The organism is Nonomuraea rosea (assembly GCF_039539705.1).
GTDB lineage: Bacteria > Actinomycetota > Actinomycetes > Streptosporangiales > Streptosporangiaceae > Nonomuraea > Nonomuraea rosea.
The window spans coordinates 1-18,918 of record NZ_BAABDQ010000064.1 but is presented as its reverse complement, the minus strand read 5'-3'; the positions used below and the strand labels follow the sequence as shown (position 1 = coordinate 18,918).

Here is an 18,918-nt window from a genome sequence, read left to right as displayed (position 1 = left end):
GTCAGTCCTCCCAGGTCTTCGCCACCAGGGTCAGCACGTCGTAGGTGGCGACCGGCTGCCCTTCCTGGTTGGCCACCACGGCGTCCCAGCGCACCTCGCCGTAATCCGCGTTGCTTCGCGGCGTGATCTGCTTGACGGTGAGCGTCACGTCGATGGTGTCGCCGGCCTTGACCGGGGTGAGGAAACGCAGGGCGTCCACGCCGAAGTTGGCCAGGACCGGGCCGGGCGCCGGATCGACGAAGAGGCCGGCGGCGAGGGACACGACGAGGTAGCCGTGGGCGACGATGCCGCCGAACAGCGGGTTGCGCGCGGCCGCCTCGGGGTCGGTGTGCGCGTAGAAGGTGTCGCCGGTGAACTCGGCGAAGTGGTCGATGTCGGCGAGCGACACCGTCCGCTTCTCAGAGGCGATCGTGTCGCCGATCCGCAGCTCGGCCAGCGACTTGCGGAAGGGGTGCACGCCGGACGCGGCGCGGGCGGCGCCGGTCGTCCAGCGGCCGGTGATCGCGGTGAGCTGGTCGGGCGACGCCTGGACGGCGGTGCGCTGCATGTGGTGCAGCACCGCCCGCACACCGCCGAGCTCCTCGCCGCCGCCGGCCCGGCCGGGGCCGCCGTGCACGAGGACGGGCAGCGGCGAGCCGTGCCCGGTGGACTCCTTGGCGTCGTCCCGGTCGAGGACGAGGACCCGGCCGTGCCACGGTGCCAGCCCGAGCACCACCGAGCGCGCGACCTGCGGGTCGTGGGTGACGACGGAGGCGACGAGGCTGCCCTTGCCGCGGGCGGCCAGCGCGAGCGCCGACTCGACGCCGTCGTAGGTGAGCACGGTGCTGACGGGGCCGAACGGCTCGACGTCGTGCGGCTCGGTGGCGCCGGGGCGGGCGCGCAGCACGAGCGGGGTCATGAAGGCGCCGCGCTCGGCGTCGCCGTCGAGCAGGGCCGCGCCCCCGGGGTCGCCGAAGACGACCTCGGCGCTCGCCCGCAGCGCCTCGACGGCCTTGCGCACCTCGTCGCGCTGGCCGAGGCCGGCCAGCGGGCCCATCCGCACATCGGGGTTGCGCGGGTCACCGACGGTGACCTTCGCCAGGCGGGCGGCCAGGGCCTCGGCCACCTGGTCGGCCAGGTTCTCCGGCACCAGCACCCGGCGGATTGCAGTGCACTTCTGCCCGGCCTTGCTCGTCATCTCGGCGACGACGCCCTTGATGAACAGATCGAACTCGGGGTCGTCCGGCCGCACGTCGGGGCCGAGGATGGAGCAGTTGAGCGAGTCGGCCTCGACGCCCAGCACGACGCCGCCGTCGAGCACGTTCGGGTGGCGGCGCAGGATGCCGGCGGTGTGTGCGGAGCCGGTGAAGGCCACGGAGTCGTGCACGGTCAGCTCGTCGAGCAGGTTGCCCGCGCTGCCGGCGATGAGCTGGAGCGTTCCTTCCGGCAGGATGCCCGACTCGATGATGCGCCGGACGACGAGCTCGGTGAGGTAGGCCGTCTGGCTCCCGGGCTTGACGATCGTCGGCAGCCCGGCCAGGAAGGCCGGCGCGAGCTTCTCCAGCATGCCCCAGACGGGGAAGTTGAAGGCGTTGATCTGCACCGCGACGCCCGGCCGGGAGGTGTAGAGGTGCTGACCGGCGAAGGTGCCGCCCTTGCCCAGGCGTTCGAGGCCGCCGTCGAGGACGATCGTGTCGTTCGGCAGCTCACGCACGCCCTTGCTCGCGTAGCTGAACAGGGTGCCGAAGCCGCCGTCCACGTCGACCCAGGTGTCGCGCTCGGTGGCGCCGGTGCGCAACGACAGCGCGTAGAGCTCGTCCTTGGCCGCCGACAGGTGCTTGGCCAGCGCCTTGAGCAGGGCGGCCCGCTCGTGGAAGGTCAGGGACCGCAGCGCGGGACCGCCGGTTTCGCGCGCGTGCCGCACCATGGCGGCGACGTCCAGCCCCCGGCTCGAGATGCGCGCGACCTCGTCGCCGGTGGCGGCGTCGAGCAAGGGCGCTCCGTCGTCCGCCGCCCGGAACCATCGTCCGGCGGCGTAGCTCTCCAGCAGCGTACTCACGCTGTCTCCTCTCTTGCGCGGATGCCCCGACTCATGTCACCGTATTACTGACCGAGCGATAAGTAAATAAGACAGAGGTGTCGGAGGAGAGATGACGACGACTCCGGTGGAGCCGGACGCGGCGGAGCGGCTGCTGGCCGCGTTCGACGCGACCATCGCCCGCCACGACCGGATCGAGCCGCGCGACTGGATGCCTGACGCCTACCGCAAGACGCTGGTACGCCAGATCGCCCAGCACGCGCACTCCGAGATCATCGGCATGCAGCCGGAGGGCGAGTGGATCGGCCGCGCGCCGTCCCTGCGCCGCAAGGCGATCCTGCTGGCCAAGGTGCAGGACGAGGCCGGCCACGGCCTCTACCTCTACTCGGCGTGCGAGACCCTGGGCGTCTCCCGGACGGAGCTGACCGAGCTGCTGCTCGCCGGCCGGCAGAAATACTCGTCGATCTTCAACTATCCGACGCCGTCCTACGCCGACGTCGGCACGATCGGCTGGCTCGTGGACGGCGCCGCGATCTGCAACCAGGTGCCCCTGTGCCGCACCTCCTACGGCCCCTACGGCCGGGCCATGATCCGCATCTGCAAGGAGGAGTCCTTCCACCAGCGGCAGGGGTACGAGCTGCTCATGACGATGATGCGGGGCACCGACGCCCAGCGCGCCATGGTCCAGGAGTCGGTCGACCGGTTCTGGTGGCCGGCGCTGATGATGTTCGGCCCGCCGGACGCCGAGTCCACCAACAGCGAGCGGTCGATGGCCTGGGGCGTCAAGCGCAACTCCAACGACGAGCTGCGCCAGAAGTTCGTGGACATGTCGGTCCCGCAGGCCAAGGCGCTCGGCGTGACGCTGCCCGACCCGGAGCTGCGCTGGAACGACGAGCGCGGCCACCACGACTTCGGCTCGCCCGACTGGGACGAGTTCGCCGCCGTCGTGCGCGGCGACGGGCCGTGCAACGCCCAGCGCATCAGCCACCGCCGGACCGCCCACGAGGACGGCGCCTGGGTGCGCGAGGCCGCGACGGCGTTCGCCGACCGGTCCGCGAAGGCGGGCGCCCGATGAGCGCCGACCGGCGGGAATGGCCGCTGTACGAGGTGTTCGTCCGCAGCAAGCGCGGGCTCAACCACGTGCACGTCGGATCCCTGCACGCCCCCGACGACACGATGGCGCTGCGGAACGCGCGCGACGTCTACACGCGGCGCAACGAGGGCGTGAGCATCTGGGTCGTACGGGCCGACGCCATCACGGCCTCCAGTCCCGACGAGAAGGATCCGCTGTTCGCGCCGAACGGCGACAAGGTCTACCGGCACCCGACGTTCTACGACATCCCCGACGACGTCCCGCACATGTGACCCGATGCGACACCACACCACAGGAAGGCGGACCACCGTGAGCGACGACCACGGCAGCATCTTCGACGGCCTGATCGGCGGTGATTCCGCGCAGTGGGCCTTCGGCACCGACTTCGAGGACCCGCTGGCCGGCGTCGACACGACGGTGCCCGGCGGCGTCGACCACGCCGAGCTCGCCGCGTACTGCCTCATGCTCGGGGACGACGCGCTGATCATGTCGCAGCGCCTGACGGAGTGGTGCAGCCGCGCGCCCGACCTCGAAGAGGACATCGCGCTGGCCAACGTCGCGCTCGACCTGCTCGGGCAGGCGCGCCTGCTGCTGGCGCGGGCGGCCGCCGCCGACCCCGGCGTGCCGCCGGCCCTCCCCGAGGGCTCGCCGGTCCCGCCGGAGGACGCGCTGGCCTTCTTCCGCGACGCCGGCGGGTTCCGCAACGTGCGCCTGGCCGAGGTTCCGAACGGCGACTTCGCGCACGTGGTGGTCCGCCTGCTGCTGTTCGCCACGGCCCGGCTCGCGGTGCTGGAACGGCTGCGCGCGAGCACCGACTCCGTCCTGGCCGCCGTGGCCGCCAAGAGCGTCAAGGAGCTCACCTACCACCGTGACTGGGCGGGCCGCTGGTTCCTCACCCTCGCCCAGGGCACCGAGGAGTCGCGCCGCCGGCTCCTCGCGGCCCTCGAAGGGCTGTGGCCGTTCCAGGCCGAGCTGTTCGCCGGGCACCCGGTCGAGCTGTCGCTCGCGCGGGCCGGCGTCGGCGTCGATCCCGCCACCGCGCGCGACGAGGTGGACGCGGTCCTCGACCAAGTGCTCGCCGTGAGCGGCGTCGCCCGTCCGGACGTCGCGCCGCTGCCCGGCGGTGGCCGGCACGGCACGCACACCGAGGACTTCGGGCCGCTGCTCGCCGAGATGCAGGTGGTCGCCCGAGCGCACCCGAGCGGGCGCTGGTGAGCGCCCGGGAACGCGCTTCCGGGGCGCTGGTGAGCGCCCGGGAACGCGCTTCCGGGGCGCTGGTGAACGCCCGCGAACGCGCTTCCGAGGTCGCCGCGCAGGTGCGCGACCCGGAGATGCCGATGCTCACCCTCGCCGACCTCGGCGTGCTGCGCGCCGTGGACGTCGAGCGGAAGCCGGACGGCGGCGAGATCGTCGTCGCCTCGATCACCCCGACCTACACCGGCTGCCCGGCGATGGCGACCATGCGCGACGACCTCGTGCACCGGCTGAACGACGCCGGCTTCCCGCGCGTCGAGGTGCGCGTCGTGCTCGACCCGCCCTGGTCCAGCGACTGGATCTCCGAGCGGGGCCGGAGCGCCCTGCACGAGGCCGGGCTGTCGGCGCCGGGCCCGGCGCGCCGCGCGGCCGGGCCGGTGGTGCTCACGCTCGGGCCCGTGCGGCGCGCGCTCGCCTGCCCGCGCTGCGGCTCGGCGGCCACCCGGCTGATCTCCGAGTTCGGCGCCACGGCCTGCAAGGCCCTCTACACCTGCACCGACTGCCTTGAGCCTTTCGAGCATGTCAAGGAGATATGAGATGACCACGTTCGCGCCCGGACCCGCGCCGGCCCGGACGTCCGCCGCCTTTCACGCGCTGACCGTGGCGGCGGTCGACCACCTGTGCGAGGACGCCGCCGCGATCACCTTCGCCGTGCCCGACGAGCTGCGCGAGGCGTACGCCTTCCGGGCGGGGCAGTCGCTGACCCTGCGCCGCGTGGTGGACGGGCGGGAGCACCGGCGGTCGTACTCGATCTGCGCGCCGGCCGGGGCCGCGCCGCGCATCGGGGTGCGGGAGATCCCGGGCGGGCTGTTCTCGTCCTGGCTGCTGCGCGAGGTGCGGCCGGGCACGCGGATCGAGGTCCGCACGCCGTCCGGCTCGTGGCGGGCCGACCCGGCGCGGGGCGAGCGGCACCTGTGCGTCGCCGCCGGCTCGGGCATCACCCCGATGTTGTCGGTCGTCTCGACGGTGCTGACCCATCCGGACGCCCAGGTCTCGCTCCTGTACGGCAACCGCACCAGCCGCACCGTGATGTTCGCGGAGGAGCTCGGCGACCTGAAGAACCGCTACGGCCCCCGGCTCCAGATGGTGCACGTGCTGTCGCGGGAGCCGCGCGACGTCGAGCTGTTCTCCGGCCGGCTCGACGGCGACCGGCTGCGCCGCCTGCTGACCGACCTGGTGCCGGTCGAGACGTTCGATCACGTCTGGCTCTGCGGGCCGCTGGCCATGGTGGAGGAGGCGCGCCAGGTGCTCACCGGCCTCGGCGTCCCCGCCCGCAACGTGCACGTGGAGCTGTTCTACGTGGACGCGCCCCCGCCCGCGCCGCGCAGGGAAGACGCGGCCCTGACCGGCGCGACCACCGAGCTGACGACGGTGCTCGACGGCCGGCGGGCCACCTCGGCCGTCTCGCGGGAGACGACGATCCTCGACGGCGCCCAGTCGACCCGGGCCGACCTCCCGTTCGCCTGCAAGGGCGGCGTCTGCGGCACCTGCCGGGCCGTCGTCCGCGACGGCGAGGTGGACATGCGGCGCAACTACGCCCTCGAACCGTCGGAGGTGGCCGCCGGGTTCGTCCTGACCTGTCAGACATTCCCGGCCAGCGAGAACGTCACCGTCGACTTCGACGCCTGAACCCTAGGAGTTATCGTGACCGAAGCCTTCGTCGTCTCCGGTGTCCGGACGCCGATAGGCCGCTATGGCGGCGCGCTCGCCCACGTCCGCCCCGACGACCTCGCCGCCCTCGTCGTGGGCGAGGCCGTCTCCCGCGCCGGGATCGACCCCGCCCTCGTGGACGAGGTGGTGCTCGGCGCGGCCAACCAGGCCGGCGAGGACAACCGCGACGTCGCCCGGATGGCCGCGCTGCTGGCGGGCCTGCCCGACACGGTGCCCGGCTTCACCGTCAACCGGCTGTGCGCCTCGGGTCTCACGGCGGTCGCGACCGCGCGCGCCATGATCGCGGCGGGCGACGCCGACGTGGTCGTCGCGGGCGGTGTGGAGTCGATGACCCGGGCGCCGTGGGTCACCGAGAAGCCGGCCAAGGCGTTCGCCAAGCCGGGCGCGTCCTTCGACACCTCGATCGGCTGGCGCTTCACCAACCCGCGCTTCGGCACCGCGACGACCGCGTCCATGCCGCAGACCGCCGAGACGGTGGCGGCGCGCTGGAGCCTGACCCGCGACGAGCTCGACGCGTTCGCGCTGCGCTCCCACGAGCGGGCGGTCGCCGCGATCAAGAACGGCCGGTTCGCCGGCGAGATCGTCGCGGTGCCGGTCGGTGACGGCGTGGTGGACACCGACGAGGGCCCGCGCCCGGACACGAGCCTGGCGCGGCTGGCCCGGCTGCGGCCGGTCAACGGCCCCGACGGGGTCGTCACCGCCGGGAACTCCAGCTCGCTCAACGACGGCGCGGCGGCCGTGGTGGTGGTGAGCGAGCGGTTCCTCCAGCGTTCTGGCCTGACGCCGCGCGCCCGGCTGGTGGCGGCGGCGAACGCCGGGGTGCCGCCGGAGATCATGGGGATCGGCCCGGTCCCGGCCACCCGCAAGGCGCTCGACCGCGCCGGCTGGTCCGCCGGCGACCTCGACGCCGTGGAGCTGAACGAGGCGTTCGCCTCGCAGTCCCTGGCCTGCGTCCGCGACCTGGGGCTCGACCTCGACCGCGTCAACGCCGACGGCGGCGCCATCGCGCTCGGCCATCCGCTGGGCGCGTCCGGGGCCCGCATCCTCGTCACCCTGCTCGGCCGGCTCGAACGCGGCGGCGGCCGGCGCGGGCTGGCCACCATGTGCGTGGGCGTCGGGCAGGGCACCGCGCTGCTGGTGGAGCGGTCATGACGCTGATCGTCGAGGAGGAGCGGGACCGGGTGGTGTGGCGGCTCAACCGTCCCGAGGTCCGCAACGCGATCGACCGGGAGATGGTCGCGGCGCTGCACGAGGCGTGCGCCGCCGTCGAGGAGGAGCCGCGCGTCGTCCTCCTCATCGGCGAGGGGCGCACGTTCGCGGCCGGGGCGGACATCGCCCAGCTGCGCGAACGGGACCGGACGGACGCGCTGCGCGGCATCAACTCCAAGATCTTCGATCGGATCCACCGGCTGCCGATGCCCACCCTGGCCCTCGTGGACGGGCCCGCTCTCGGCGGCGGCGCCGAGCTCGCCTACGCCTGTGACTTCCGCATCGGCACGCCGCAGGCCCGGCTCGGCAATCCGGAGACCGGGCTCGGCATCCTGGCGGCGGCCGGGGCGGCCTGGCGGCTCGCGGAGCTGGTCGGCGAGCCGCTGGCCAAGGAGATTTTGCTCGCGGGCCGGGTGCTGGCGGCCGACGAGGCGCTGGCCGTGCGGCTGCTCAACGAGGTCGTGGAGCCCGGCGACCTCCTGGCCGCCGGCCATCGGCTCGCCGACCGCATCACGGCGCGGGCGCCGCTGGCGACCCGGCTGACCAAGGCCGTCTTCCACGCGCCCAGGGCCGCGCACCCGTTCGTGGACGACGTCGCGCAGGCCGTCCTGTTCGAGACCGAGGAGAAGCAGACCCGGATGACGGAGTTCCTGAACCGGCGGAAGGAGCCACGCTCATGACCCTGCCCCAGACGGTGGGCGTCTTCGGCGGCGGGCGGATGGGGGCCGGGATCGCGCACACGTTCCTCGCCTCCGGCAGCCACGTGACCGTCGTGGAGAACGGCCCCGAGACGGCGGAGGCGGCCCGCGTCCGGATCGGCGACGGCCTGGCCAAGGCCCGCGAGAAGGGCAAGCTCGGCGTCCCCCTCGAAGACGCGCTCGCCCGCCTGCGCACGACGACCGACGCGGGCGATCTGGCCGGCTGTGAGCTGGTCGTCGAGGCCGTACCGGAGAACGCGGCGCTCAAGGCCGAGGTGCTCGCCCTGGTCGAGCGGCGGGCGGCGGGCGCGGTGCTCGCCACGAACACCAGCAGCCTGTCGATCGACGGCCTCGCCGACGTGCTGGCCGCCCCCGGCCGTTTCCTCGGGCTGCACTTCTTCAACCCCGTCCCGGTGAGCGCGCTCGTCGAGATCGTCACCGGCCCCCGTACCGACCCGGAGCTCGTGACCCGGGCCCAGGAATGGGTGGCCGCGCTGGGCAAGACGCCGATCACCGTCGCCGACTCGCCCGGCTTCGCCAGCAGCCGCCTGGGCGTCTGCCTGGCCCTGGAGGCGATGCGCATGCTGGAGGAGGGCGTCGCGAGCGCGGCCGACATCGACACGGCCATGACCCTCGGCTACCGCCATCCGATGGGGCCGCTGCGCACCACCGACGTGGTGGGGCTCGACGTGCGGCTGGCGATCGCCGAGCACCTGGCCCGCGAGCTGGGGCCGCGGTTCGAGCCGCCGCGGATCCTGCGGGACCTCGTCGCCGCCGGTCACCTCGGGCGCAAGGCGGGCCAGGGCTTCTACACCTGGTGAATGCCGCTCAGGCCGCGTGCTTGGCCAGTCCGTCGAAGGCGATGACGGTGATCGCGTCGGCGAGCATCGCCGGGTCGTACGCGCCGCCCGGGTAGTACCACTCGACCAGCGAGTTCACCATGCCGAACAGCAGCCGGCTCACCAGCGCCGGCGGCACGGTGTCACGCAGCGCGCCCTCGGCGACCGCGTCGGCGACCAGCTCGGCGAGGCGGTCGTCGAGCCAGCGGCGCCGTTCGAGCGCGGCCAGCTCGACCCCGCTGTTGCCGCGCACCCGCAGCAGCAGCGTCACGGCGGGCTGGTGCGCCACCAGCACCTCCACGCTGCGCCGCACCACCTCACGCAGCCGCTCGTAGGCGGTCTGGCCCGCCCGGTCGCCGGTGGCCTCCGTCACGGCGGCGGTCAGCTCGTCGAGCGCGTCGTCCAGGGCCTGGCTGAGCAGTTGTTCCTTGCTCGTGACGTGGTGGTAGATGGCCGGTTTCGTCAGCCCGAGCTCCTTGGCCAGGTCTCCCATGCTGGTGGCGTCGTACCCCTTGCGGTTGAACAGCTCCACGGCGGCGCGCAGGATGGCCGCCTGGTCGTAGCCGGGACGGCCACGGCCACGGCGCGGGGCGGATCCGGTGGGCTCGGTGGTCACGAATGCAGCATCTCATGGCAGATCAGGCGGTCAGGCGTCCGTGTTCGCCCATGGTGACCTGCGTCAGGGGTCACACGACGACGGTCTCCACGCCCTGCGCGGCGAAGGGCTTCAGGGACTCGGGGGTGGCGGACGAGTCGGTGACCAGGGTCCAGGTGTCGGGCATGCGGGCCCAGGCGTGGAACGGGCGGCGGCCCAGCTTCGCGGCGTGCACCAGGAGGTAGACGTGGCGGGCGCGCCGCATCATCAGCTCCTTGAAGCGGGTCTGCTGCAGGCTGGCCTCGCAGATGCCGTCTTCCGCCGTCACGCCGTCGGCGCCCAGGAAGACGCGGTCGAACGTCATCCGGCTGAGCGCCGCCTCCGCCAGGGGGCCGACGAAGCCCTGTGACACGTGGCGGAGGGTCCCGCCCAGGCACTCCACGTGTACGCCCGTCGCGCCGGCCAGCTCCTGCAGCGCGTTCAGGCCGGTGGTGGCCACGGTCAGGTCCACGGAGTGCCGGAGCTCGTGGGCCAGGGCACCGGTGGTCGAGCCCGAGTCGAGCAGGACGGTCTCGCCGGGGCGGATCTGAGCCGCCGCCCAGGCCGCGATGGCGCGCTTGGCCTCGAACGCCTCCCCGATGCGCTGCCGCAGCGACGCCTCCGGGTGGGTGACCACGGCCATGGCCCCGCCGTACGTGCGGGCCAGCAGCCCTTCGGCCTTGAGGTGGGCGAGGTCGCGGCGGATCGTGGAAGCCGTCACGCCGAGCTGGGCCGACAGCTCCTCGACGCTCGCCAGGCCGGTGGTCGTGGCGAGGCGGACGATCTCGTCGCGGCGAACCTGTGCTGCCCGGCCCATCGATGGTCCCTTTCCGTCACAACCCCTGCGCGGACGACAGCTCGGCCGCCTGGCGGAGGGCTTCGATCATGCTACCGGCGTCGGCGACGCCCTTCCCCGCGATGTCGAACGCGGTCCCGTGATCGACCGAGGTCCTGATCACGGGCAGGCCGACGGTGATGTTGACGCCCGCCTCCAAGCCGAGGATCTTGACCGGGCCGTGGCCCTGGTCGTGGTACATGGCCACGATCAGGTCATAGTCGCCCCGGCCCGCGAGGAAGAAGGCGGTGTCGGCGGGCAGCGGCCCGTGCACGTCCATGCCCTCCGCACGCAGGCGTTCGACCGCGGGGACGATCTTCACCTCCTCCTCGCCGTACCCGAACAGGCCGTTCTCCCCCGCGTGCGGGTTGATGCCGCAGACACCGATCTTGGGGCGTTCGACGCCGGAGCCGCGCAGGGCCGCCTCGCCCCGGCGGATGGTCCGCTCGACCAGGCCCGGCTCGATGCGGGCGACCGCGTCGATCAGGCCGATGTGGGTGGTGACGTGGATGACCTTGACCTTGGCGGTGGACAGCATCATCGACACCTCCTCCGTCCCGGTGAGGTGGGCGAGGAGCTCGGTGTGGCCCGGGTAGACGTGGCCGGCGGCGTGCAGGGCCGCCTTGTTCAGCGGGGCCGTGCAGATCGCCCGTACGTCGCCGGCCATCGCCAGTTCACCGGCCAGCCGCACGTACTCGTGGGCCGCGTGCCCCGCGACCGGCGACACCTCGCCCCAGGGCAGGTCGGCGGGGAGCAGGCCGGGGTCGATGACGTTGATCCGGCCCGGCTCGAACACGGCCTCCCCGACGGCGTTCACGGTGACCACCGCCGGCCGCACGCCGAGGAACCCGGCCGCCATCCGCAGCCGCCCGGCGTCACCGATGACGACCGGGCGGCAGAACGCGGCGGTCTCCTTGGCCAGCAGCGCGCCGACGATGACCTCCGGGCCCACGCCGGAGCCGTCCCCCATGGTGAGGGCGATGAGAGGGGTGCTCATTTCATCCTTTCGCGGACGTGTCGCTTGTTGGGGAGACGTGTGGTCTGAGGTGGGCGGCTATCCGGAGGAGGCTGTCGCGGCCGCCGAAGCTGCCCGGCCTGGTGACCACCGAGCGGCCTTCCGGGGTGCGGCTGTGCACCGCGCCGTGGTGGATCTGGGCGACGGGGGTCAGCTCGCGCACGCCCAGCGCGTCGAGGACCCTCCTGGCGGTCTCGCCGCCGGTCAGGACCAGGTCGGCCGGTGTTCCTTCGAGTGCCTGGCGCACGATGCCGGCGAGGGTGCGGGTGAGGGTGGGTGGTGCCGGTCCTTGCCACTCGATGGTCAGTACGGTGGCCGCGGGCGGGGCGGCTCGCAGCGCATCCCGTACGCGTCGTGCCGCTCGCTGCCGTCCTGCTGGGGCGGTGAGGTCCTGCGGGGTGAGGGCGATCGCCGCTGCGCCGTGTTCGATGAGCAGCTTGACCTGGTCGGCCGCGTCGGGCTCCGCCGTGCCGACGACGACGAGCAAGGGGGTGCCGGGCGCCGGGCCGGCGACGTCCGGTGCCGGGGCGGGTGCCGGGCTGTTCAGGGCGCGGCCGAGGGCGGCGGCCAGGCCGCCGGCGCCGATGAGGCGTGGTCGCGCGGTTCCCGTGCCGGACAGGGCGGCGGCCACCACGGCGTCCAGGTCGGCGTCCGTCTCCGCGTCGCACACGGCGACCCGCCCGGCGGCTGCGGACAGCGCGGCGGCCAGGTCCGCGTAGCCCGCGCGGACGGTGGCCAGGGGAACGAGCACCGAGGGCAGCCCGCCCAGGGCCTCCATGACGGAGGCGGGAGCGGGCCGGGACTCGGCCTGCCAGGCGCGCGTTTCGCGCAGCGGCACACCGTGGATGAGGGGCACGCCGCCGACCACCGTCCGCCCGGCCGACGGAAGCGCGTGAGCGAGCACCGCCACCATGCCTGGGGACCGCGCCTCAGAGAGACGCTGGACCGCGGTGCCCGAAAGCTCCGCCGCAGAGGGGCGCTGGACCGCGACCGCCGTGCCCGGGGGCGCCGTGTCGCAGGGGAGCTGCAGGGTGGCGGCGGCCGATGCGGCGATGTGGCCGCGGAGCAGGGAGTCGATCTTGAGGAAGACGTGCCGGTCGCCCGCGTGCCGCAGCGCCGCCCGTACCGCGTCCCCGGCCTGTTCCTCCGTACGGTGCCTGCCGTCCAGATCGGCCACCACCACGGGACCGGACGCGTACGGCGGCCCGGACAGCGCGATTCGCGCAGGACGCGCGGCCGACATGAGCACCGCCGCCACCTCAGCCGCCCCGGACAGGTCGTCCGCCAGGGCGAACACGCCAGCCATGCGCACCCCTCCCCGAACTGCGTGAATCACGCCGTCAGAATTGCACAGAACGCGCGCAATATGCCACAGTTGCCCAGAAGATCCGGCACGCACACCCGCCGGGCGGCGGCCAGAGGAGGCCCGCGATGAGCGTGGAACCGGTGCTCGGCACCATGACCTTCGGTGACACCGCCGACGCGGAGACCGCCGGGCGGATGCTCGACCTGGCGCTGGACGCGGGCGTCACCGGCGTCGACACGGCCAACGGCTACGCGGGCGGCGCCGCCGAGGAGATCCTGGGCGAGCTGCTGCGCGGCCGGCGGGACCGGGTGGTGCTGGCGACCAAGGCGGGCATCCCGCACCCCGACGCCGGCGAGCACGCGCCGCTGTCCCCCGCCGGGCTGCGCGCCGGCCTGGAGGGCAGCCTGCGGCGGCTGCGGGTCGAGCACGTGGACCTGTTCTACCTGCACCAGCCCGACCGGGCCACTCCCCTGGCGGACACCCTCGGCACGGTGGCAGAGCTGATCGCCGAGGGGAAGATCGGCGCCCTGGGCGTGTCCAACTACGCCGCCTGGCAGATCGCCGGGATGAGCCCGCGCCCCGTGGTCGCCCAGCAGCTCTACAACCTGCTGGCCAGGCGGATCGAGGACGAGTACGCCGAGTTCGCCGCCGGCGCCGGCCTGCGCACGATGGTCTACAACCCGCTCGGCGGCGGCCTGCTGACCGGCAGGCATCGCTTCGACCAGGCGCCCGAGACGGGCCGCTTCGGTGATTCGCGGGTGGCGGCGATGTATCGGGCGCGGTACTGGGACGCGGAGCTGTTCAAGGCGGTGGAGGCGCTCGGCGCGGTCGCCCTCGATGCCGGGGTGCCGCTGGCCGAGCTGTCGCTGCGCTGGCTGCTCGGCAAGCCGGTGGTGAGCTCCGTGCTGCTCGGGGCCTCCGGTCCCGGGCAACTGCGCGCCAACCTGGCGGCGCTGGCGGCCGGACCGCTGCCCGCCGACGTGGCCGCCGCCTGTGACGCCGTGGGCGACCCGCTCCGCGGCCCGATGCCGGCATATAACCGGTGATACGGCCCGATGTCCGCAGACACCGGCCGATCGCCGGGCAGACAACCGGCCGATGCCGGCGTACAACCGATGAGCCGGCCCGATGCCCGCAGACAACCGATGAGCACGTTCGCAGAGGAGATCGATAGGGCATGACCGCAGCCGAGCTCGCCAGAAAGATCCGCGACCGCGAACAATGCCTCGGCTACTGGGTGGTGCTCGACGCCCCCGTCGCCACCGAGCGCCTGGCCAGGCTGGGCTACGACTACGTCGCGCTGGACGGGCAGCACGGGCTGATCGGCACCGCCGGGCTGCTGTCGAACCTCATGGCCGTCGACGCGGGCGGCCGATCGGCCGGGCTCGTGCGCGTCGAGTCCTCCGATCCCGCGGTCATCGGCCGGGCCCTGGACTTCGGCGCGGCCGGGGTGATCGTGCCGCTGGTGGACTCGGCGCAGGACGCGGCCCGCGCCGTGTCGGCCGCCCGCTACCCCGGCAAGGGACGCCGCTCGTACGGGCCGATGCGCTCCATGCTCAGGATCGGCCCCACCCCGGCGGAGGCGGACGAGAGCGTGCTGGTCCTGGCCATGATCGAGACCCCCGAGGGGCTGGCGGACATCGAGGCCATCTGCGCCACGCCCGGTCTGGACGGCGTGTACGTCGGCCCGTCCGACCTGTGCCTGGCCGTCGGCGGCAGGTTCCCGAACGATCCCGAGGTCGCCGACGTGTTCGAGGCCGCGCTGGAGAAGATCCGCACGACCGCGCGGGACGCCGGGATCGCGGCCGGGATCCACAACCCCACCGGCGAGCAGGCCGCCCGGCGGCTGGCCGAGGGCTACACGTTCGCCACCGTGGCCTCCGACCTCGTCCACCTCGAACAGGCCGCGGCCGCCCACCTGAAGGCCGCGCGGGGCGGCGCATGACGTTCTGACCTCCCGAGATCTCGTGCCGCCGCCGTGGAACGGCCGTGGCACGCGCGTGTCACGCCAATAGGGCAGGGGGCTGTCACGCCGGGGGGAACATGACCGTACCGAATGATGTGCTGATCCGGCTGGCCGGATCCTTCGCGGTGGAGCGGGACGGGGTGCCGTATCCGCGAGGGGTGGTCGGCGGCAAGGCACGGACGTTGCTGAAACTGCTCGCGGCCGAGCGCGGCCGGGCCGTGGCCGCGGACCGCGTCGTGGCGGCGCTGTGGCCGGGCGGCGGGCCGAGACGGCCGGCGGAGAACGTCGCGACCCTGGTCAGCAGGTTGCGCGGGGCGCTCGGGCCAGGGGTGGTGACCGGCGGGCGGCACGGGTATCGGCTCGGGGGGCCGCCCGGCGTGCTGGTCGATCTGGACGTGGCGGCCGCGCTGGCCGGCGAGGCGGAGGGATGCCTGGGGGCCGGTGAGCCGGCGCTGGCCGGGGCCGCGGCCGGGCGGGCGCTGGAGCTGCTGCACGAAGGGGCCGTTCTGGAGGGCGAGCCGCACGACGCCGGATGGGTGGTGGCCGCCCGCGAGGAGGCGGCGGGCCTGGTGCGGCGGGCGCGGCACGCGGCGGCCACGGCGGGGCTGCGCACGGCCGATCCGGCGAGCGCGCGGCGGGCGGCCGAGGGGGCGGTCAGCGCGGATCCGTTCGACGAGGTGGCCTACCGGCTGCTGATGCGGGCGCACGTGGCGGCGGGCGAGCCGGCCAAGGCGCTGCTGGCGTACGAGCGGCTGCGCCGCCGGCTCGCGGCGGAGCTGGGGACCGATCCGGCGGCGGAGACACGGGCCGTACACCTGGCGGTCCTGCGCGAGGAGCCGGTACGCGCTCCGCAGCCCGCCCCCGCGCCGGAGGCCGCGGCCGCCGACGCCGTGGCGGTGCCCTATGAGCGGGGGCCGGCGGGGCGGGCCAGCGAGGTGGCCCGGCTCGCCGCGGCATGGGCGCAGGCCGCGGCGGGACGTACCGGCGTGCTGCTGATCTGCGGAGAGGCGGGCATCGGCAAGTCGCGGCTGGCCACGGAGGCGGAGCGGATGGCGGGGGCGACGGGCGGGATCGTGCTGCGGGCCCGCTGTCACGAGGTCGAGCGGGCGTTGTTCCTGCAGCCGTTCGTGGACGCGCTGCGCCCGCGCGTCGCGCACCTGGCCGGGCAGCTCCTGCGGGACATGGTGGGCGGGTGGGCGCCGGCCCTGGAGTCGCTGTCGCAGGGACAGCCCATGGAGCGCCGGTACGCCTACGAGGCGGTGACCGCGTTCCTGCGCGCGCTGGCCGAGCGGGAGCCCGTGCTGCTGGTCCTTGAGGACCTGCACGCGGCGGGGGCGGCCTCCGTGGAGCTGGTGCACTATCTGGCCAGGCGGACGTCGGGGGTCCGGCTGCTGGTGGTCGCGACCGTGCGCACGGACGACGAGGCGGTGACCGACGCGCTGCGCGGGCTGGCGGAGGTGGTGCGCCTGGGGCCGCTGCCGCCGGGCGCGGTGGCGGAGCTGGCGGCCGGCGCCGGGCTGGGCGAGCTGGCCGACGAGGTGTTCCGGCGGACGCGGGGGCATCCGCAGCTCGTGGTGGCGCTGCTCGGCGAGCCGGGCGCGATCCGGCACGGGGTGCCGGCGTCGCTGCGGGCCATCGTGCTCGCCCGGCTGAGCGGGCTGGGTGACCAGGCCCGGCGGGTGCTGCGGGCGGCCAGCGTGCTGGGGGCGGCGGCGTTCGATCCCCCGCTGCTCGGGGAGATGCTCGGGCTGCCGCCGCAGGTGGTGGCGGAGCACTGTGAACGGGCGCTCGGCAGGGGGTTGCTGGTGGTGTCGGGCAGCGCGTACGAGTTCGCCGGCGACCTGATCCGCGAGGCGCTCCATTCCTCCATCCCGGCGCCCACCCTCGTCGTCTACCAGGATCGCGCCCGCCGTGCCCTGCTCGTCCCGCAGGGCGGCCCGCCGTCCGGGCGCCTCAACCGGCCGGGATGCGCGGTGCCTCGTCAGGGCGAAGGGTAGGACCAGGTCACGTCGCCGGGCGTGTAGAGGCACTGGGTGCCGGTGGTCACGGAGGCGGCGATGGACCTGCCGATCTCGGGGTCGGCCGCCGTGATCTCGTCGATCGCGCGCTTGACGGCCTTCCTGACGGCGGTACGGGCGCGCTCCCCCGGGTCGGCGAAGCTCCTGCGCCGCCCGCCCCGGCCGGTGGCGGCGCGCAGCTCCCCCATGACGAGGTCCAGCTGGGCGCGCAGGCGCTCGGCGGGCTCCGCGTCCGCCTCGGCGATCTCGTTCATGAGGCGGCGGGCATGCTCGCGGTAGGCCGTCAATGCCTGGTCGTCCAGCAGGGGCTGGCGCGCGGCCGGGGCCATGGAGGCGGCGTCCTCGCCGGTGGCGAGCTCCAGGGCGGAGATCGGCGTGCCGGGGTTGAGCAGCAGCGTCACCAGGTGGCGGACGCCGACCATGTCGGGGACGGCGGCGCGGCGCGATCCGAGGGTGAAGATCCAGGTACGCCCGTCCTTGCGGACGGTGCCCTCGCGGTGGCTGATCTCCAGCCGCCGGGCGGTCCACTGCTCGGCGCGCAGGCCCATGTCCAGCTCCTTCGCCGCGAGCGCGGCGTCCCGCAGCAGGTCGGCCGCGCGTTCGCGCTCACCGAGGGCGATCAGCGCCTCGGCCAGGTCGGCCTGGGTCAGCACGGTGACCGGGCGGTTGCCGAGCAGGCGGGTCGCCTCGACGGCCCCGGTCAGGTGGCCGGCCGCGCGGCGCGGGTCGCCCATGGCCAGGGCGGCCAGGCCGAGGGGCCGCCGTACCGAGCCGAGGCACACGGTGGCGAGCGAGGCCATGACGGGCAGGGCTGCGTACGGCTCCAGCAGCGGATACACCCTGCGGGCCAGGTCCGCGTCGCCGAGCAGGTACGCGGCCTCGGCGAGCGCCGCCATCCCGGCCAGCCAGGTGCTCGACTCGGGCAACCCGGCCAGGTCGGCCCCGGGCTGATACGGCGCGGGCGGGCCGGCGGCGGGAGGGGCGGGGGCGAGGAGGCGGGTCAGGAGCGTACGGGCCTCGTCGTGGCGGCCCGCGGCGGCGGTGAAGCAGACCACGGTGGCGCGGAAGGCGAACTCGGCGGGCACCAGCGTCGGCGAGGTCGCCACGACCGAGACCATGTCGAGCACGTCGCTCTCCCGGCCCTGCGCCCACCGGATCACCGCCAGGTGCGCGCCCAGGTAGCCGAGCGCGTCGGCGTCCCCGACCTGTTCGCCGAGCTGGTAGCAGGTCGTGGCCCTGGCCTCGGCGTCGTCCAGCCGGCCCGCCCTGATCAGCAGCATGACGTCGATGGCCTCCACGATGTAGCCGATGGTCTTGCAGGTGAGGAACTCGGCCCGGTCGCGCAGCTCGGCCAGGGAGCGTTCGGCCCGGGGGTCGCCGAGCAGGAACAGGTCCACGGTTCGCCAGCACAGCCCCATGAGGGCGAGCATGCCCTTGCCCGCCCCCGCCGCCACCTTGATCAGCTCCTCGGCGAGGGGCAGGCGGTCGCGGGCGTACCTGGGGGTGAGCAGCGCGTGGTGGCACAGCGACAGCGCCTCGGCCAGGACCTCGCCGTCGCCGGTGCGCCTGGCCTGCTCCAGCGCGGCGAGCACCGGCTCGACCGGCGCTCCTTGATAGACCTCCTCGGCGGCCAGCCGCACGGTCAGCCGGGAGCGCAGGCAGGACTCCGACGCGGGCAGCGCGGCCAGGGCGCGACGCTGGATGCCGGCCACCCGCTCCCACTCGATGCGGGTACGGTGCTCGTCCACCCAGATCCCGCCCAGCCCGATCGCGGCCCTGGCCAGGCGGTTCACGTCGCCTTCCCGAGTGGCGACCGCCGCGGCCTCGTCGAACATCGTGCGCGCGTCCCGCAGCCGCCCGCACAGGAGCACGGCCTCCGCCCGCTCCACCAGCAGCGGCGCCACCGGCCCCGGGACCCGCGCCTGCGCCCTGACCGACACGGCGGTCTCCAGCAGGTCGGCGGCCCTTTCGTAGGACAGGCCGCGCAGCAGCGCCGCCGCGGCCGCCCGGCAGGCCGCCACCGCGCGGGCCGCGTCCTGCTTGCCGGGGGTCGCCGCGCCCGCCGCGTCGTGCGCGTACGCGGCCAGGCTCGCCGGGTCGGCGGCCGGCCGCCGCTCCAGCAGGTCGGCCATGCGGGCGTGGACGCTCAGGCGTTCGGTGACGGGCAGGGTGTCGAGCAGCGCCTCCCGTATCAGGTCATGGCCGAACTCCAGCCTGCCGGACGCGTCGAGCGTGATCAGCCCGGCGTCCTGGGCGGGCGGCAGCAGGTCCCACGCCTCGGACGCCGGCAGGCCGGCCGCCGCCGCCGCGTCGGCGACGGCCGCGGACCTGCCGAGCAGCGCCGCGCCGGGGAGCAGCCGCAG

Annotated in this window: 17 protein-coding genes; 11 read left to right on the top strand and 6 right to left on the bottom strand. The window is 74.5% G+C overall.

Going from position 1 to position 18,918, the window contains the following annotated elements:
- Window position 1 precedes the first annotated feature (1 nt).
- Window positions 2-2,038, bottom strand: coding sequence for a phenylacetic acid degradation bifunctional protein PaaZ (gene paaZ, locus ABEA43_RS63510; RefSeq protein WP_345579164.1), 2,037 nt, complete (start codon window positions 2,036-2,038; stop codon window positions 2-4).
- 91 nt (window positions 2,039-2,129) lie between these two features.
- Here paaZ and paaA point away from each other — a divergent pair, with 91 nt between their 5' ends.
- From paaA to ABEA43_RS63470, 8 genes are read left to right on the top strand one after another with little or no spacing between them, the layout of a single operon-like run.
- Complete coding sequence (gene paaA, locus ABEA43_RS63505; protein WP_345579162.1) at window positions 2,130-3,092, top strand: 1,2-phenylacetyl-CoA epoxidase subunit PaaA; 963 nt, start codon at window positions 2,130-2,132, stop codon at window positions 3,090-3,092.
- On the top strand, window positions 3,089-3,382 hold the full coding sequence (gene paaB, locus ABEA43_RS63500; protein WP_345579160.1) for a 1,2-phenylacetyl-CoA epoxidase subunit PaaB: 294 nt from the start codon (window positions 3,089-3,091) through the stop codon (window positions 3,380-3,382). Before paaA ends, paaB begins: the two co-directional genes overlap by 4 nt.
- A 37-nt stretch (window positions 3,383-3,419) precedes the next feature.
- Complete coding sequence (paaC, locus tag ABEA43_RS63495) at window positions 3,420-4,325, top strand: 1,2-phenylacetyl-CoA epoxidase subunit PaaC (RefSeq protein WP_345579158.1); 906 nt, start codon at window positions 3,420-3,422, stop codon at window positions 4,323-4,325.
- Between the two features lie 59 nt (window positions 4,326-4,384).
- The gene (gene paaD, locus ABEA43_RS63490; protein ID WP_345579255.1) at window positions 4,385-4,900 is read left to right on the top strand and encodes a 1,2-phenylacetyl-CoA epoxidase subunit PaaD; all 516 of its coding nucleotides are present in this window, start codon (window positions 4,385-4,387) and stop codon (window positions 4,898-4,900) included.
- Between the two features lies 1 nt (window position 4,901).
- Window positions 4,902-5,993 carry a 1,2-phenylacetyl-CoA epoxidase subunit PaaE gene (gene paaE / locus ABEA43_RS63485; protein WP_345579156.1) on the top strand — a complete coding sequence of 364 codons (1,092 nt, stop codon included), beginning with the start codon at window positions 4,902-4,904 and terminating at the stop codon, window positions 5,991-5,993.
- A gap of 15 nt (window positions 5,994-6,008) precedes the next feature.
- A complete protein-coding gene (locus ABEA43_RS63480) occupies window positions 6,009-7,187 on the top strand; it encodes a thiolase family protein (RefSeq protein ID WP_345579154.1) in 1,179 nt (392 codons plus the stop codon).
- A complete protein-coding gene (locus tag ABEA43_RS63475; protein ID WP_345579152.1) occupies window positions 7,184-7,924 on the top strand; it encodes an enoyl-CoA hydratase/isomerase family protein in 741 nt (246 codons plus the stop codon). Before ABEA43_RS63480 ends, ABEA43_RS63475 begins: the two co-directional genes overlap by 4 nt.
- Complete coding sequence (locus tag ABEA43_RS63470; protein WP_345579150.1) at window positions 7,921-8,763, top strand: 3-hydroxyacyl-CoA dehydrogenase family protein; 843 nt, start codon at window positions 7,921-7,923, stop codon at window positions 8,761-8,763. The genes ABEA43_RS63475 and ABEA43_RS63470 overlap by 4 nt, the downstream gene beginning before the upstream one ends.
- 7 nt (window positions 8,764-8,770) lie before the next feature.
- Here the strand turns inward: ABEA43_RS63470 and ABEA43_RS63465 are convergent, their stop codons facing one another.
- The 4 genes from ABEA43_RS63465 to ABEA43_RS63450 form a co-directional block, all read right to left on the bottom strand.
- Complete coding sequence (locus ABEA43_RS63465; protein ID WP_345579148.1) at window positions 8,771-9,397, bottom strand: TetR/AcrR family transcriptional regulator; 627 nt, start codon at window positions 9,395-9,397, stop codon at window positions 8,771-8,773.
- Window positions 9,398-9,467: 70 nt separating this feature from the next.
- Window positions 9,468-10,232 carry a DeoR/GlpR family DNA-binding transcription regulator gene (locus ABEA43_RS63460; protein WP_345579146.1) on the bottom strand — a complete coding sequence of 255 codons (765 nt, stop codon included), beginning with the start codon at window positions 10,230-10,232 and terminating at the stop codon, window positions 9,468-9,470.
- Window positions 10,233-10,248: 16 nt separating this feature from the next.
- Window positions 10,249-11,247, bottom strand: a complete 999-nt coding sequence (gene pdxA / locus ABEA43_RS63455; RefSeq protein WP_345579144.1) for a 4-hydroxythreonine-4-phosphate dehydrogenase PdxA — start codon at window positions 11,245-11,247, stop codon at window positions 10,249-10,251.
- Between the two features lies 1 nt (window position 11,248).
- Entirely contained in the window at window positions 11,249-12,571 is a 1,323-nt protein-coding gene (locus tag ABEA43_RS63450; RefSeq protein ID WP_345579142.1) for a four-carbon acid sugar kinase family protein, read from the bottom strand.
- 125 nt (window positions 12,572-12,696) lie between these two features.
- Between ABEA43_RS63450 and ABEA43_RS63445 the strand changes: the two genes are divergently transcribed.
- The 3 genes from ABEA43_RS63445 (at window position 12,697) to ABEA43_RS63435 (ending at window position 16,534) form a co-directional block, all read left to right on the top strand.
- The gene (locus tag ABEA43_RS63445) at window positions 12,697-13,617 is read left to right on the top strand and encodes an aldo/keto reductase (protein ID WP_345579140.1); all 921 of its coding nucleotides are present in this window, start codon (window positions 12,697-12,699) and stop codon (window positions 13,615-13,617) included.
- A gap of 131 nt (window positions 13,618-13,748) precedes the next feature.
- Window positions 13,749-14,516, top strand: a complete 768-nt coding sequence (locus ABEA43_RS63440) for an HpcH/HpaI aldolase family protein (RefSeq protein ID WP_345579138.1) — start codon at window positions 13,749-13,751, stop codon at window positions 14,514-14,516.
- A 98-nt stretch (window positions 14,517-14,614) separates the two neighbouring features.
- The gene (locus ABEA43_RS63435) at window positions 14,615-16,534 is read left to right on the top strand and encodes an ATP-binding protein (protein WP_345579136.1); all 1,920 of its coding nucleotides are present in this window, start codon (window positions 14,615-14,617) and stop codon (window positions 16,532-16,534) included.
- Here ABEA43_RS63435 and ABEA43_RS63430 read toward each other — a convergent pair.
- Window positions 16,519-18,918 (bottom strand): ATP-binding protein (locus tag ABEA43_RS63430; protein ID WP_345579134.1); only part of this gene is annotated, 2,400 nt, incomplete at its 5' end. The two genes, ABEA43_RS63435 and ABEA43_RS63430, sit on opposite strands and share 16 nt — an antisense overlap.